Origin of the sequence: Micromonospora sp. WMMD734, assembly GCF_049178975.1 — a bacterium.
GTDB classification, from domain to species: Bacteria; Actinomycetota; Actinomycetes; order Mycobacteriales; family Micromonosporaceae; genus Micromonospora; species Micromonospora wenchangensis.
Window position 1 is genome coordinate 1652350 of the sequence record NZ_JBMHMK010000001.1, and the last position, 14585, is coordinate 1666934.

The following is a 14585-nucleotide window of genomic DNA, read 5'->3' on the forward strand; positions in this document are numbered from 1 at the left end:
CATGGACAAGTACTTCGAGTACCCGCACACGGTGGGTTTCGAGGAGACCAACATCGTCGGCAACGTCTACTACGTCAACTACCTGCGCTGGCAGGGACGGTGCCGGGAGATGTTCCTCAAGCAGCACGCCCCGGACGTGCTGGCCGACCTCCAGGACGACCTGAAGCTGTTCACCCTGAAGGTCGACTGCGAGTTCTTCGCCGAGATCACCGCCTTCGACGAGTTGTCGATCCGGATGCGCCTGGTCGACCTGGTGCAGACCCAGCTGGAGTTCAGCTTCGACTACGTACGCCTCGACCCGGGCGGCGGCGAGACGCTGGTCGCCCGGGGGCGGCAGCGGGTGGCCTGTATGCGCGGGCCGAACAACCGGACCGCGCCGACCCGGGTGCCGGAGGCGCTGACCCGGGCGTTGGCGCCCTACACGGCCACCGTCCGGGCCCAGTGACGGCGAGGAGACCACCATGGACAAGCCCCTTGGCGACGACGAGCCGGCGGTCGACCCGGCGGCGCTGCGGCGGGCCTTCGCCGCCTTCGCCACCGGCGTCACCGTGGTCACCGTCGGGGGTCGATCCCCGCACGGGATGACCGCGAACGCCTTCACCTCGGTGTCGCTGGACCCGCCGCTGCTGCTGGTCTGCGTGGACCGGGAGGCGGTCATGCACCGGCACCTGGTGGCCGCCGGCAGCTTCGCCGTGTCGGTGCTCGCCGCCGACCAGGAGCACGTGGCGCGGCACTTCGCCGACCGCCGCCGGCCGCTCGGTGCCGCCCAGTTCGACGTCGTCGACTGGCAGCCCGGCCGGTTGACCGGAGCGCCGCTGATCACCGGGGCGCTGGCCTCCTTCGAGTGCGCCCTGTGGCGCGACTACGAGGGCGGCGACCACACCATCTTCGTCGGCCGGCTGCTGTCGGCCGAGAAACGTCACGAGGAGGACGCGGTGCTGTTCCTGCACGGTCGGTTCCGGCAGATCACCCCGATGCCCAGCGGAGTGGTCCGATGACCACCGTCGCGCCCCGGGTCGTCCCCCGGGGGCCGACCGGGGTGGCGATGCTGGGCACCCTGTGGAAGCTCGGCCGGGACCGGCTCGGGCTGATGCGCTCCGCCGCCGAGACCTACGGCGACGCGGTGCGCCTCGGCCCGGGGCGGGGGCTGCACTTCTTCAACCACCCCGACCACGCCAAGCACGTGCTGGCCGACAACAGCCAGAATTACCACAAGGGCATCGGGCTGATGCACGCCCGCCGGGCGCTCGGCGACGGGCTGCTGACCAGCGAGGGTGAGCTGTGGCGGGAGCAGCGCCGGGTGATCCAGCCGGTGTTCCAGGCCCGCCGCATCGCCCAGCAGGCCGGGATCGTCGCCGAGGAGGCCGCGCGGCTGGTCGACCGGCTGGAGACGTACGACGGCGGCGAGCCGGTCGACATCCTGCGGGAGATGACCGGGCTCACCCTGGGGGTGCTCGGGCGGACCCTGCTCGACGCCGACCTGAGCGGCTTCCGGTCCCTCGGGGCGGCCTTCGAGTCCATGCAGGACCAGGCGATGTTCGAGATGGCGTCGATGAACCTGGTGCCGATGTGGGTGCCGCTGCCGCAGCAGATGCGGTTCCGGCGGGCCCGTCGGGAACTGGCGGGGATCGTCGACGAGTTGGCCGTGCGGCGGCGGTCCCGGCCGGGCCACGAGGACCAGGACGACGCGTTGTCGCGGTTGCTGGCCTCGACCCGGCGGGAGACCGACCCGGCGGTGGGCCGGCGGCGGCTGCGCGACGAGCTGACCACCCTGCTGCTGGCCGGGCACGAGACCACCGCCAGCACCCTCGGCTGGACCTTCCACCTGCTCGACCGGCACCCGCAGGTCTGGGACCGGGTGCGGGCCGAGGCGCTGGAGGTGCTGGGTGACCGGTCGCCGACCTACGAGGACCTGCCCCGGATGACGTACACCTCGATGGTGCTCAGTGAGGCGATGCGCCTCTACCCTCCGGTGTGGATGCTGTCCCGCCGGGCGCAGGAGGCCGACGAGGTCGGCGGCTACGCGGTGCCCGCCGGCACCGACGTGCTGATCTGCCCGTACACCCTGCACCGGCACCGGGCCTACTGGGACGACCCGGACCGGTTCGACCCGGAGCGGTTCTCGCCGTCGGCGTCGGCCGACCGGCCGCGCTACGCGTACGTGCCGTTCGGCGCGGGGCCGCGGTTCTGCGTCGGCAACCACCTCGGGTTGATGGAGGCGGTCTTCGTGGTGGCGATGGTGAGCCGCCGGCTGCGGCTGCACACCCCGGCCGGGCACCGGGTGGTGCCCGAGCCCATGCTGTCGCTGCGGATCCGCGGCGGCCTGCCGATGACGGTACGGGCCCTGACGTGACCCCCGGACCCCAGGCACGAAGCGGGGTTCAGCAACATCGAATAACCTGCGAGCAGGCCGCACTGGTTACTATTGCGCTGAGCAACTCTCAGGTTGCTCATCGTGCTGGGGGAGGTGCGATGAGTCCCGGATGCGCGGCGACCACCCCGGCCGGTACGGCCCGAGGTGCCCGCCCTGCCCATGGAGCCGCCGTCGTGCCGACGGGTGGTTCCGCAGCCGTCATCGCGGATGCGCCGACGGCCTTCACCCGCCGTGCTGCCCGGCGTCCGCTGTCCACGGCGGTGCCACCGCCGTTACGTTCGGGCCGACCGCAGCCGGGCGGCGGAGCCCCGCCGCAGACGGCGTCCGGCGGTGGCCACCGGGACCCTGGGGGGACGGATGCGCATCTCAGATCTGGCCAGGATCAGTGGTGTTCCACTTCCGACGATCAAGTTCTACATCCGGGAGCGCCTGCTGCCACCGGGTCGGCCCACCGCACGTAACCAGGCGGAGTACGGCGAGGAGCACCTCGCCCGGCTCCAGCTGATCCGGGTGCTGGCCGGCATCGGGCGACTGAGCCTGTCCTCGGTACGCCGGGTGCTGGCCGCCCTCGACGACAAGGGACTGGCGTTGGGCGCGCAGTGCCGGGCCACCATCTGGGCGCTCTTTCCCGACCAGCCCGAGGAGGACGACGCGCCCGACGTCGGCCCGGCCCGGGTCCAGGTCGATGCGTTCATCGACCGGCTCGGCTGGGAGGTCGACGTCGCCTCGCCGGGCCGCGACACCCTGGCCCACGTGCTGACCGCGTTGCAGCGGTTGGACGCCGACTGCGACATCGACGTGTTCAGCGAGCACGCCGAGAGCGCGCAGCGGATCGTGACGCACGAGTTCCAGCACGAGTCGGCGCACTCCGCCACCGCGATGGCGGTCTGGAACGTGCTGTCCGAGGTGGCCTTCGAGGCGATGCGCCGGATGGCCCAGGAGAGTCACCTGGCGCGCTGCTGCGCCACGTCGGCGGAGCGGCCGGCCGGCGCCTGAGCACCCGCTCAAGGTAGATCCGGCACGTTCGAAGACGACAACCACCGCTGCGGGTTCCAGCCTGGAGGGACGGCGTGCTGCCGTCCCCCGGCCCGCTGCGGTGCCGGTGTCCGTCGACCGATGGGGGAGACCACCCGACATGTCGAACCAAGCCGTATCCCACCAGCCCCGATCGGGCCCGCTCGGCCTGCTCAACGGCCCCTATCACCGGATGGCGCTGAACCTGTACATGCTCGTGGTGCTGGCACACTGGGCCGAGCACCTCGCCCAGGCGTTCCAGATCTGGGTGCTGGGCTGGCCGGTCCCGCAGTCGCGCGGGGTGCTGGGGATGGCCGTGCCGTGGCTGGTCACCTCCGAGTGGCTGCACTACGGGTACGCCATCGTGATGCTGATCGGGCTGGCCCTGCTGCGTCCCGGCTTCGTCGGCCGGGCCCGCACCTGGTGGACGGTCGCCCTGGTGATCCAGTTCTGGCACCACATCGAGCACCTGCTGCTGCTGCTCCAGGCGCAGACGGGCAACTTCCTGTTCGACCGTCCGGCACCGACCAGCATTCTCCAGCTGGTCGTGCCCCGGGTCGAGCTGCACCTGTTCTACAACACGGTCGTCTTCCTGCCGATGGTGGTCGCGATGTACCTGCACCTGCGACCGAACGCCGCCGAGCGGGCCACGATGGCCTGCACCTGCGCTCCCCGTTCGGTCAGGGCGCTCACGCCGGCATGACCACCGCCGGACAGGACGGCCGCCGTCGTGGCTTCTTCGGGCCGCGTACGGCGGCCGTCGCCGTGGTGCTGGTGACCGTGGCCACCGCGCTGTGGCTGCGTTCGCCGTCCACCCCCGGGCCGGCCGAGACGGTCGACGCCGTGGTGGTGCCGGCGGACGGCAGCCGACTGGCCACCGGGCCGACCGAGGTACGGCTGCGGCTGCCCGGTCCTCCGGACCCGGACGAGGCACACGTGTCGTTGACCCCGGCGCAGGGCCCGCAGGTGGCCACCGGCGCGTCCCGGCGCGACGGGACCGAGCTGGTGGTGTCGGTGCCCGCCCTGCCGCAGGGCAGCTACACGGTCGCCTACCACGTGTGGCTCGCCGACGGGCGGCAGAGCACCGGGCGTAGCGTGTTCGCCGTCGGCGCCGCGCCGTTGCTGCCGCCGGCGGACGTCGCGCCCGCCACCGGACACCAGCATGTCGGCACCGACCCCCTGGACGGTCTGCTGCTGGTGCTGGACCTGGGGCTGCTGGTCGCCCTGTCGGTGATCCTGCTGCGTCGGCCGAAGGTCGCCTCCGATCCGGAGGACCCGCCGGAGCACTGACCCGTCCGGACGCGTTGCGGGGCACGGACCCGTCCCGCCGCCGGCCCCGCCCGATCCCCGGGCGGGGCCGGCCCGTCCGGAGGGCATCCTTCCCGTGGCCCGTGGCCCGTGGCCCGTGGCCCGTGGCCCGTGGCCCGTGGCCTGCCGGCTGCCCGTCGCCGCCGCCTGTCGCCCGGTGGTTCGGGCCGGCGGGACCTGGCGGTCGCCCGGGGGACACCGGCCGACCCGGCCGGGCGGCGGACACGACGGGGCGGCGTACCCCACCCGCTGGTGGGGTACGCCGCCGTCCGTGTGGTGTGGGCCGGGTCAGGCCGCCTCGACCCGGTAGCCGACCTGGTCGAGCGCCATCCGGCGGATGTCGAGCAGGGCGAGCAGCACCGGCGGGTCGATGGAGCGGGCCGGCTTGAGGTGCATGTCGATCGGGGGGACCACCTGGTCGCGGCGGACGACGATCGGCCCGTGCGAGCCGACGAAGATGTGGTCGGGGTCCAGGTCGTGGGCGTCGGTCAGGGAGCCGTCGGGGCGTACCGACTGCACGAGCAGGTACCAGTGGCCCTCCGGGACCGTCTCCAACTCGAACGCGCCGGCGCCGTTGAGCACCGCGCACCGGACGGGCCGCCCCTCGGGCAGCGGGTCGGGGAAGAGCCCGACGAAGACGAAACCGAGATCCTCCTGATCGGGGCCGGCCACGGTGCCCCGGATGGTCGAGGTGCGTCCCCCCGAGGCACCCCTGGTCTCGTCCTGCGGAATGCGCGTGCTGAAGCCCCGGTAGCGCCGGTAGGCGGTGGGGGACATGCCGACGCTGCGGGTGAACCGTGAGCTGAACGTGCCGACGCTGTTGTAGCCGACGCGCAGGCTGATGTCGGCGACGTTCAGGGTGGTGGAGACCAGCAGGTGCTTGGCCTCCTGGAGGCGGATGGCGGAGAGGAAGCGACCGGGCGAGACGCCGGTGACCCGGCGGAAGATCCTTGAGAAGTGGAACTTGCTGAACATCGCGGCACGGGCCATGTCGTCGATGGTGATCGGCTCGGCGATGTTGTCCCGCATCGTGACGATGGCTCGCTCCACCGCCCGTTCAATGACGTCTTCCACGGTCTCCCCCAGGGTGCTCGATTCGTCGGCCGCTGGCATCCTCCGGGCACGGCTGTGGCGACTGCGTGCGTACGGTGTCTATGCCGGCTGATTGATGGAGCCTTTAGTCTCGATCAATGCATAAACGCGGATGCGGCCGTCGAAATTGCCTCTGGCCGTTGTGGCCGAGTTGATGCTAGCGCGACCAAAGATAGGCGGCAATGAGCGGCGGGGCCGGCAACATGGATAGTCGTGCTATCGATCCCTCCCCTATTTGCCAGTGGAGATCCTCGCTATCCGTCGGGTGGTCCTCGGCCTCATCGGCGCAGCGTGCGGCCTTTTTTCGGGGGAGGTGACGGTTGGTGACCGGGGTGTTGCGCGGTGATTCGTCCGATCTGGCAGGTGGGCCGGGCGTGCCCGGCTCTGCGGGGAAGAAAGACGGCAAAGACCATTAAGCGGTAGCTATCACCACGGCTGAGGCCAGGTCAGGTGAGGGTTCAGGAGAGCAAAGTCAGAGAACTTTGACGCATCGCGACCGCTGCCGGACGCGCTGTGACGGTGTGATCGATGTGCCGACGGCTGCCCCGCAGTGGGTGGAGAGCAAGCCATGAGAAGACTCCATTCGGCTTCTGGCTGACGATGTTCGTGGCCCCTGAAAGGGCGAGAGTCATCTGATCGGTGGCTTAAGAGTTGGTTATTCACCCCGCCGCGGAGGGTGGTAATCATCAGTATCTCCAGCCGTTCGGTGGCGCTTCCGAGTGACCAGTCAACGGGCGAACGACGCGCCCACGAAATCGTAGGGGGACTGTTGCCGTCTCAATCTGCCGGCTTCCTTCGCCGCGCAACTCCCGCAGCCTTTGTGCTCGTTCTGCTGAGCATTCTCTTCGTCGTGGCACAGCGCCCGGAGGCGTCCGCAGCCGAGCGGTCGGAGCTGGCCGCACGGTTCCAGTTCGCCGAACTGCCCATCGCGCTGCCACCCGCACCCACCGCCCGCGCGGTCCGCGAGGTGAACCCGGAGTACGAGCACATCAAGTCCTGGGTCTCCTCGGTCGGGGCGGCGATCGCCCTCAACGACCTGGACGGCAACGGCGTGGCCGACGACCTGTGCCTGGTCGACACCCGCAGCGACACCGCCGTGGTGACCCCGGCGCCTGACAGCGGGGACCGTTACCAGCCCTTCGTCCTCGACCCCCGCCCGCTGCCCACCGACACCACGATGGCGCCGATGGGGTGCGTGCCCGGCGACTACAACCTCGACGGCCGCACCGACCTGCTGGTCTACTACTGGGGCCGGACCCCGGTGCTGTTCCTGCACCGGGCCAGCGCCACCGACCTGCGGCTGGGCAGCTACGCGCCGACCGAGCTCATCCCCACCCAGCCCGGTCCGGGCAACCGCTACCAGGGCGCGCTGTGGAACACCAACGCGGTGGCGGTCGCCGACTTCGACGGCGACGGCCGCCCGGACATCGGCGTGTTCAACTACTTCCCCGACACCCAGGTGCTCGACCCGGACGGGCAGCCGAACGTCCAGATGAACGCCTCCATGTCGCACGCGCGCAACGCCGGCGGGGCGCACATGCTGCGGTGGGACGCGGCCACCGGCGGTGACCAGCCGTCGATCCGGTACGTCGAGCAGAAGGCGGTCCCCGGGCCGGCCTCCACCGGCTGGACCCTCGGGGCGGGCTCCGCCGACATCGACGGTGACCTGCTGCCCGAGCTGTACCTGGCCAACGATTTCGGCCACGACCACCTGCTGCACAACGTCTCGACCCCGGGCCGGATCAGGTTCGCCGAGGTCCACGGCCGCCGGGGCGCGTTCACCCCGAAGTCGATGGTGCTCGGTCAGGACTCCTTCAAGGGCATGTCGATCGACTTCGGTGACCTCGACAACCGGGGCAGGTTCGACATGTTCGTCAGCAACATCACCAGCTCCTGGGGCCTGGAGGAGAGCAACTTCGTCTGGATGAACAACGCCGGCAGCCCGCAGGACGCACGGGACAAGCTCACCCGCGGGGTGGCCCCGTACGACAACAAGGCGTCCAAGCTGAACATGGCCTGGACCGGCTGGGGCTGGGACGCCAAGATGGCCGACTTCGACAACAACGGCTCCCTGGAGGTGGTGCAGGCCGACGGATTCGTCAAGGGCACCACCAGCCGGTGGGCCTGGCTCCAGGAGTTGGCGATGTCCAACGACCTGATGCTGCGCAACCCGGCGATGTGGCCGAAGGCGGAGCCGGGCGACGACATCGCCGGCAACGACAAGCTGGCGTTCTGGGTGCGGCAGGGCAAGACGTTCGTCAACCTCAACGCCGAACTCGGCCTCGACGTGCCCATCCCGACCCGGGGCGTCGCGGTGGCCGACACCAACGCCGACGGTGTGCAGGACTTCGCGGTCGCCCGCCAGTGGGGACCGCCGGCCTTCTACCGCAACACCGCCTCGTCCCCCGGCGGTTTCCTCGGGCTGCGCCTGCACCGGCCGACGGTCGGCGGCGCGGCCGACGCCCGGACGCCCGCCTACGGCGCCCAGGTCAAGATCCGTACCGCCGACGGGCTCACCCAGATCGCCCAGCTCGACGGCGGCGGTGGTCACTCGGGCAAGCGCAGCTTCGACGTCTTCTTCGGGCTGGGCTCCGCCGGGGACCGTCCGGTGTCGGCCGAGGTGTGCTGGCGTGACCTGACCGGTGCGACCCACAAGCAGACCCTCTCGCTCACCTCCGGTTGGCACGACCTGATGCTGACCGCCGACGCCCAGGAGATCACCCGATGACTGACGTCAGACAGGAAGACGTGACCGACGCCGCGGTGCGTACGGTCCCGGGCGGGGTCCGGTCCGTCGACCCGGCGGCCCCGCCCACGGCCCGACCGGCGGTGCCCCGGGTGGACGCGAAGGACCCGCGCTACCTGGCGCTGCGCAACTTCGCCATGTCGATGTCGATCTTCAACATCATCGGCTACACCCTGCTCGGTTTCGAACAGCCGTGGACCTGGCCGTTCTTCGCCCTGCTGGTCGGCTACACCGCCGAGATCGGAATCGAGATGGTGTCGGCGTGGGCCGGCAAGCGGCGGCCCGCGTTCAGTGGCAACGGGGTCTGGGGGATGTACACCTTCCTGCTGCCCACCCACATCACCGCGCTGGCGGCGAACATGCTGCTCTACGCCAACGACCGGTTCTGGCCGGTGGCGTTCGCCGTGGTCGTCGCGATCGGGGCCAAGACCGCCCTGCGGGCACCGGTCAACGGCCGGATGCGGCACTTCATGAACCCGTCGAACTTCGGGATCACGGTGACGCTGCTGGCCTTCTCCTGGGTCAACATCGCGCCGCCCTACCAGTTCACCGAGAACGTGCCGGACGCGATCAGCATCATGGTCCCGCTGGTCATCATCACCGCCGGCACGGTGCTCAACGCCATGCTGACCCGCAAGGTGCTGCTGATCGTCGGCTGGCTCGGCGGGTTCGTCATCCAGGCGGTGGTCCGCGCGCTGGTGCTGGACGTGGCGATCTGGGCGGCGCTGGTGCCGATGACCGGGGTGGCCTTCGTCCTGTTCACCAACTACATGATCACCGACCCGGGCACGACGCCGTCGCGGGGCCGCAACCAGTTCATGTTCGGTTCGGCGGTGGCCGGGGTCTACGGGGTGCTGGTCGCGTTCAACGTGGTCTACACGCTGTTCTTCGCCGTGACCATCGTCTGTGCCGTCCGGGGCCTGATGTGGTGGGGCATCTGGTGGCGCGACCGCGGTCGCGAGCGTCGTCGGGAGTCGGTGCCGGTCAGTCCGGCGGCACCGGCGCTTGCCCGCTGACCTGGTCCACGACCACGTGGGGCCGTCCCGTCGGGGCGGCCCCACGCCCGTGTCCGGTGTCGCGGGTGCGCCGCGCCGGTCTCCGGGACGCCGTCGGTCGGTGCGCCGGTCAGCCGGTGCGCAGCAGTGCCGGCAGCCCGGCGGCGTGCACCACGGGCGGATCGAAGGTGCGCATGGGGCGCAGGGTGAGGTCGGCCCGGACCGACCGGGAGTGCCCGCCGACCGTCACCGGGCCGTGGTGCCCGACCAGCAGCGGGCGGGTGCCGGTGGCCAACCGGCGGCGGTACACCGCGTGGGCCAGGACGAACCAGGTGCCCGGGGGCACCGGCCCCAGCAGGTACGGTCCGGGGCCGGGCAGCACCGTGGAGCTGACCGGCCTGCCCTGCTGGATGCGTTCCGGGAACAGCCCCACGAAGATCCAGTCGGGCGCCTCCCCGGGCAGCGCCCGGACCTGCCCGCGTACCGTCGGCCCGGTGGTGTCGGCCGGGTCGGGGCGGATCGGGCACAGCGCCCGGTACGGGTCCTCCCGTCCCGGGCTGCGGCCGAGGCGGCGGTAGGTGGAGGGGGAGAGGCCGACGCTGGAGCTGAACCGGGCGCTGAACGTGCCGACACTGGTATAGCCGACGTGGTGACTGATGTCGGTGACGCTCCACGAGGTGGCCAGCAACAGGTGCTTGGCGCGCTGGAATCGGATCGCCGAGAGAAAGCGTCCCGGTGACACTCCGGTTACCCTGTGGAACACCCGGCAGAAGTGGTACTTGCTCAGCAGGGCGGTCCGCGCCATCTCGTCCACGCTGAATTGCTTACCTAGATTCTGGTGCATTTCGGCGATGACCCGCCGGACCGCCCTGCTGCTGTGGTCTTCCATCGTGCCCCCGGCGAGCGTAATGGTGGGTGCTGGTCTCCTACGACGTGAATCGCCTGTCTGGGCTGCGACGATGCAGCGTCGTTCCGGCTCCGCGACGTCCCCCGGGGCGGCACCGGCAACTGGTGGATTGATGGCAGGAAAAGTGCTTTGTCGGTTTTGTCGAATCAGCTGACCTCAATGCTAGGGCACCCTCAATGCATGGTCAACGGCGCGCAATCCGAATGGCGCTAACAGCTGCCTTTTCCGGATGCGTACCCCTCGTCTAGCCGGTGATGATTGCGGCCATGGCCCGATGCGCCCGGGTCGGGGAATGATGTCGGAAAAGCGATACCCACGGTTCACCCGTCGCCGGACGTCGATTCGACCGTTGACCTGGGCAACGACGAAGATGCGCCCGGCCCGCCGCCGGGGTCACGATGGGAGGCGTCCCGGAATGGGGAACACGATGGCCGACAACGCCGACGACGACGAGGCCCGCCCCGGGCCCGGACGCCCCCGTACCACCCGGCCGGCCGGCGTGGCCGCGACGCCCTCCGCCCTGGATGCCTGGGGACGGGCGAACCGGCGTGGGCAGTGCGACTGGTCGGAGCCGGACACCGAGCCGCACCTCATCCGCGGACTCGACTGAACCGGCCCGACCGCCGCGGCGGCCTCGACGGCCGGAGGAGGGAAGGACCCGTGAAGGGGATCGTCCTGGCGGGAGGGTCGGGCACCCGGCTGTACCCGATGACCGTGCCGGTGTCCAAACAGCTCCTGCCCGTCGGCGACAAGCCCATGATCTACTACCCGTTGTCGGTGCTCATGCTGGCCGGTATCCGGGACATCCTGGTCATCGCCAAGCCGGCCGACCTGCCGCAGTTCCGGCTGCTGCTCGGCGACGGCTCCCGGCTCGGCCTGGCCATCTCCTACGCCGCGCAACCCGAGCCACGCGGCATCGCCGAGGCGTTCCTGATCGGCGCGGACCACGTCGCCGGCCACCCCAGCGCGCTGATCCTGGGCGACAACATCTTCCACGGCACCGCGTTCTCCCGGCTGCTGCGCGAGGAGACCGCCGCGGTCAGCGGCTGCACCCTGTTCGGCTACCCGGTCCACGACCCGCAGCGCTACGGCGTCGGCGTCACCGGCCCCGACGGCACCCTGCGCGACATCCAGGAGAAACCGTCCCGCCCGCACTCCAACCGCGCCATCACCGGCCTGTACCTCTACGACCACGAGGTCGTCGACATCGCCAAGAACATCAGGCCGTCCCGACGGGGAGAACTGGAGATCACCGACGTCAACCGGGTCTACGTCGACCGGGGCCGGGCCCGCCTGGTCGACCTCGGGCGCGGCTTCGCCTGGCTGGACACCGGCACCCCGGAGTCACTGCTACAGGCCAGCGTCTACGTGCAGACCATGCAGGAACGCCAGGGCGTCCGGATCGCCTGCCTGGAGGAGACGGCGCTGCGGATGGGCTACATCGACGCGGCGGCCTGCCACCGGCTCGGCGCCGCCATGGCCGGCTCCGACTACGGCCGCTACGTGATGGACATCGCCGAGGAGTTCGGCGCCTGACCCGTGCGGTGCCGCCCGTGCGGTCCGCCGTCGCGCCGCAGGCCCGCCGCGCGCCGCCGTCAGCCGGTGGCCAACGGCAGCCGGACGACGAACCGGCAGCCCTCGGCGACGTTGTGCACGTCCACCCGGCCGCCGTGCGCCTCGACCAGCCCGCGCACGATGGCCAGCCCCAACCCGCCGGACCCGGCCAGCGGCCCGCTGCCCGCGTGCGGGGTGCGCGCCGGCTCGCCCCGGAACGCCACGTCGAACAGCCGGGGCAGGTCGGCCTCCGGGATGCCGCCGCAGGTGTCGGCGACGGCCAGCCAGGCGACGTCACCGTCGCGCCCGGCGTTGACCCGTACCGTGCCGTCGGCCGGCGTGTACCGCACCGCGTTGAGCAGCAGGTTGCCCACCACCCGGCTCAACTCGCGCTCGCTGGCGGCCACCGTCGGCCAGCCCGAGGCGGCGGACACCAGCCGGATGCGGCGGGCGGCGGCCAGCGGCGCGGTGCCGGCCAGCGCGTCGGAGACCACGTCACCCAGCGGCACCGCCGACAGCGACAGCCGCAGCGCCCCGGCGTTGATCCGGGACAGTTCGAACAGGTCGTCGACCAGCCGGGTCATCCGGTCGGTCTCCACCCGGATGCGGCGGTGGTACTCGTCGACCGTGTCCGGGTCGGCGACCACCCGGTCCTCCAGCGCCTCCGCCATCGCCCGCAGCCCGGCCAGCGGGGTCCGCAGGTCGTGCGAGACCCAGGCGACCAGGTCCCGCCGCCCCTTCTCGATCCGCCGTTCCCGGGCCCGCGCCTGGTCGGCCCAGACCGCCGCCGAGGCGAGTCGCCTGGCGAACAGCCAGCCGACCGCGAGGCTGACCAGGGCCGCCGCCGAGACGGTGATCAACACCACCTCCAGGTCGTGCGGGGAGAGGAACATCGCCTCGGCGATCACCGCCACCCCGGCCACCACCGCGCCCACCGTCATCGCCAGCAGCACCGTGACGTGCACGGTGATGGACCGGCCGCGCAGCAGCCGCAGCACCCCGGCACCGAGCAGCCCCACCCCGCCCGCCGCGACCAGCGCCGCCCCGAAGATCAGCGCCAGGTCAGTCATCGACCGGCTCGTACCGGTAGCCGACACCCCAGACCGTGACGATGCGGCGCGGGTTGGCCGGGTCGTCCTCGATCTTCTCCCGCAGCCGGCGCACGTGCACGGTCACCGTGGACTGGTCGCCGAACCGCCACCCCCAGACCCGTTCCAGCAGCTCGGCCCGGGACAGCGCCCGGGTGGGATGCTGCATGAGGTGGGCGAGCAGGTCGAACTCGCGCAGGGTCAGGGCCAGCTCCCGCCCGTGCAGCCGGGCCACCCGGGGGCCGGTCGCCACGGTCAACCCGCCGTCGTCGAGCACCCGCGCCGCCGCCGTGACCGGCTCACCGCCGGCCCGGCGCAGCACCGATCGGACCCGCAGCACCAGCTCCCGGGGGGAGAACGGCTTGCTCAGGTAGTCGTCCGCGCCCAGTTGCAGGCCGAGGATCCGGTCCGCCTCGTCGCCCCGGGCGGTCAACATCACGATGGGTACGCCGTCCGGCCGCTGCCGCAGCCGCCGGCACACCTCCAACCCGTCGAGCACCGGCAGCATCACGTCCAGGACCACCAGCTGCGGCGGCGCGGCGGCCACGGCGGCCAGCGCGGCGGCCCCGTCCCCGACGTGGTCCACCTGGTAGCCGGCGTGCTCCAGATAGCGGCACACCACGTCGCTGACCGTCCGGTCGTCGTCGACCACCAGCACCCGCTGCGCCACCGGCACCTCCCTGTCGTGCCGGTCAGCGTAGCCCCGCGCACCCCGGCCCGGCCCGCCGCAAACCTTGCCAGAGGCTTACGGTCGGCGCGGCTCAGGCCGCCCGGCGGTCCCGGGCCTGCGCACCGTACGGCTGCGCCGCGACCGGGCGGGCCTCGTCGAGGTCGTCGAGCCGCAACCGCCACCGGGACCGCCCGGTGCGCCGCCCCTGCGGCGGGCCGGCCGGACGCGGACCCAGCCGGTACAACAGCACCGTGATCAGGTAGCCACCGACCAGGAACCCGTGACTGACCAGCCGGGGCACCGCCACCTGCGCGGTGACCAGATCGTTGATCGACAGCAGGACCAGGGTGGCGACAAAGGCGCTGAGCATCGGCAACAACCCGGCCGGCGGGGTACGCCGCAGCGCGACGAACAGGAAACCGGCGCCCACCGCCACGTTCCACGCCGCCGACTCGTGCCACAGGTGCTGCCCCGCCGGGTGCAGGTGCTCGGCGTTGACACCCTGACCCACCTGGGCCAACCCGAGGGCGAGCTGGACCGCGCCGAGCAGGCCCAGCGCCGTCCGCAACCCGGTGACCAGCCCACCGCGCCACCGCACGACGCGCCGGGGCGTCGGTGGCGGCACGGCGGCGAGGATCGCCCCGGTCAGGTCCGGTGCCGTCGTCACCACCCGGGTCCGGGCCCGCCGGGTCACCATCGCGGCGACCCCGTGCCAGGCACGGCAGTCCGCGCAGCCGTCGAGGTGCGCCTGCACCGCCACCCGCTCCTCGGCGGTCTCCTCCCCGTCGAGCTGGGCCGACAGGATCTCCCGCCACGATGCGCACCCCATCGGGCGAT

General features: G+C 71.6%; 15 protein-coding genes. 10 read left to right on the forward strand and 5 right to left on the reverse strand.

Annotated elements, in window-relative coordinates; all coding sequences use genetic code 11:
• Window position 1: 1 nt before the first annotated feature.
• From ACN267_RS06695 to ACN267_RS06720, 6 genes are all read left to right on the forward strand, one after another.
• Window positions 2-445, forward strand: coding sequence for an acyl-CoA thioesterase (locus tag ACN267_RS06695; RefSeq protein ID WP_091242950.1), 444 nt, complete (start codon window positions 2-4; stop codon window positions 443-445).
• Window positions 446-461: 16 nt separating this feature from the next.
• The gene (locus ACN267_RS06700; protein WP_204960490.1) at window positions 462-998 is read left to right on the forward strand and encodes a flavin reductase family protein; all 537 of its coding nucleotides are present in this window, start codon (window positions 462-464) and stop codon (window positions 996-998) included.
• Window positions 995-2353, forward strand: a complete 1359-nt coding sequence (locus tag ACN267_RS06705; RefSeq protein WP_421488199.1) for a cytochrome P450 — start codon at window positions 995-997, stop codon at window positions 2351-2353. The genes ACN267_RS06700 and ACN267_RS06705 overlap by 4 nt, the downstream gene beginning before the upstream one ends.
• A gap of 378 nt (window positions 2354-2731) precedes the next feature.
• Entirely contained in the window at window positions 2732-3370 is a 639-nt protein-coding gene (locus tag ACN267_RS06710) for a MerR family transcriptional regulator (RefSeq protein ID WP_204960492.1), read from the forward strand.
• 139 nt (window positions 3371-3509) lie between these two features.
• Complete coding sequence (locus ACN267_RS06715) at window positions 3510-4091, forward strand: hypothetical protein (protein ID WP_204960493.1); 582 nt, start codon at window positions 3510-3512, stop codon at window positions 4089-4091.
• Entirely contained in the window at window positions 4088-4678 is a 591-nt protein-coding gene (locus ACN267_RS06720) for a copper resistance CopC family protein (RefSeq protein ID WP_204960494.1), read from the forward strand. Before ACN267_RS06715 ends, ACN267_RS06720 begins: the two co-directional genes overlap by 4 nt.
• A gap of 306 nt (window positions 4679-4984) precedes the next feature.
• Here the strand turns inward: ACN267_RS06720 and ACN267_RS06725 are convergent, their stop codons facing one another.
• Window positions 4985-5770 (reverse strand): helix-turn-helix domain-containing protein, encoded by a 786-nt coding sequence (locus tag ACN267_RS06725; RefSeq protein WP_204960495.1) that lies wholly within the window; start codon window positions 5768-5770, stop codon window positions 4985-4987.
• Window positions 5771-6608: 838 nt separating this feature from the next.
• Between ACN267_RS06725 and ACN267_RS06730 the strand changes: the two genes are divergently transcribed.
• Together ACN267_RS06730 and ACN267_RS06735 are read left to right on the forward strand one after the other, a co-directional pair.
• Window positions 6609-8516, forward strand: coding sequence for a CRTAC1 family protein (locus tag ACN267_RS06730; RefSeq protein WP_204960496.1), 1908 nt, complete (start codon window positions 6609-6611; stop codon window positions 8514-8516).
• Window positions 8513-9550 (forward strand): enediyne biosynthesis protein, encoded by a 1038-nt coding sequence (locus ACN267_RS06735; RefSeq protein ID WP_421488200.1) that lies wholly within the window; start codon window positions 8513-8515, stop codon window positions 9548-9550. Before ACN267_RS06730 ends, ACN267_RS06735 begins: the two co-directional genes overlap by 4 nt.
• 109 nt (window positions 9551-9659) lie before the next feature.
• On the opposite strand, the gene ACN267_RS06740 is transcribed toward ACN267_RS06735, so the two are convergent.
• Window positions 9660-10418, reverse strand: coding sequence for a helix-turn-helix domain-containing protein (locus ACN267_RS06740; RefSeq protein ID WP_204960498.1), 759 nt, complete (start codon window positions 10416-10418; stop codon window positions 9660-9662).
• A 433-nt stretch (window positions 10419-10851) separates the two neighbouring features.
• On the opposite strand from ACN267_RS06740, the gene ACN267_RS06745 reads away from it, so the two are divergent.
• Together ACN267_RS06745 and rfbA are read left to right on the forward strand one after the other, a co-directional pair.
• Entirely contained in the window at window positions 10852-11046 is a 195-nt protein-coding gene (locus ACN267_RS06745) for a hypothetical protein (protein WP_204960499.1), read from the forward strand.
• A 50-nt stretch (window positions 11047-11096) separates the two neighbouring features.
• Window positions 11097-11972, forward strand: coding sequence for a glucose-1-phosphate thymidylyltransferase RfbA (gene rfbA, locus ACN267_RS06750; protein ID WP_421488201.1), 876 nt, complete (start codon window positions 11097-11099; stop codon window positions 11970-11972).
• 59 nt (window positions 11973-12031) lie between these two features.
• Here the strand turns inward: rfbA and ACN267_RS06755 are convergent, their stop codons facing one another.
• From ACN267_RS06755 to ACN267_RS06765, 3 genes are all read right to left on the reverse strand, one after another.
• Window positions 12032-13060 carry a sensor histidine kinase gene (locus ACN267_RS06755; RefSeq protein WP_204960501.1) on the reverse strand — a complete coding sequence of 343 codons (1029 nt, stop codon included), beginning with the start codon at window positions 13058-13060 and terminating at the stop codon, window positions 12032-12034.
• A complete protein-coding gene (locus ACN267_RS06760) occupies window positions 13053-13748 on the reverse strand; it encodes a response regulator transcription factor (RefSeq protein WP_204960502.1) in 696 nt (231 codons plus the stop codon). Before ACN267_RS06760 ends, ACN267_RS06755 begins: the two co-directional genes overlap by 8 nt.
• A gap of 91 nt (window positions 13749-13839) precedes the next feature.
• Window positions 13840-14577, reverse strand: coding sequence for a zf-HC2 domain-containing protein (locus ACN267_RS06765; protein WP_204960743.1), 738 nt, complete (start codon window positions 14575-14577; stop codon window positions 13840-13842).
• Between the last annotated feature and the right edge of the window lie 8 nt (window positions 14578-14585).

Excerpts from the sequence above, each read along its gene's own strand:
- ACN267_RS06695 (WP_091242950.1), top strand. The coding sequence starts at position 2 with ATGGACAAGTACTTCGAGTACCCGCACACGGTGGGTTTCGAGGAGACC.
- ACN267_RS06700 (WP_204960490.1), top strand. The coding sequence starts at position 462 with ATGGACAAGCCCCTTGGCGACGACGAGCCGGCGGTCGACCCGGCGGCG.
- ACN267_RS06705 (WP_421488199.1), top strand. The coding sequence starts at position 995 with ATGACCACCGTCGCGCCCCGGGTCGTCCCCCGGGGGCCGACCGGGGTG.
- ACN267_RS06710 (WP_204960492.1), top strand. The coding sequence starts at position 2,732 with ATGCGCATCTCAGATCTGGCCAGGATCAGTGGTGTTCCACTTCCGACG.
- ACN267_RS06715 (WP_204960493.1), top strand. The coding sequence starts at position 3,510 with ATGTCGAACCAAGCCGTATCCCACCAGCCCCGATCGGGCCCGCTCGGC.
- ACN267_RS06720 (WP_204960494.1), top strand. The coding sequence starts at position 4,088 with ATGACCACCGCCGGACAGGACGGCCGCCGTCGTGGCTTCTTCGGGCCG.
- ACN267_RS06735 (WP_421488200.1), top strand. The coding sequence starts at position 8,513 with ATGACTGACGTCAGACAGGAAGACGTGACCGACGCCGCGGTGCGTACG.
- ACN267_RS06740 (WP_204960498.1), bottom strand. The coding sequence starts at position 10,418 with ATGGAAGACCACAGCAGCAGGGCGGTCCGGCGGGTCATCGCCGAAATG.
- ACN267_RS06745 (WP_204960499.1), top strand. The coding sequence starts at position 10,852 with ATGGGGAACACGATGGCCGACAACGCCGACGACGACGAGGCCCGCCCC.
- ACN267_RS06755 (WP_204960501.1), bottom strand. The coding sequence starts at position 13,060 with ATGACTGACCTGGCGCTGATCTTCGGGGCGGCGCTGGTCGCGGCGGGC.
- ACN267_RS06765 (WP_204960743.1), bottom strand. The coding sequence starts at position 14,577 with ATGGGGTGCGCATCGTGGCGGGAGATCCTGTCGGCCCAGCTCGACGGG.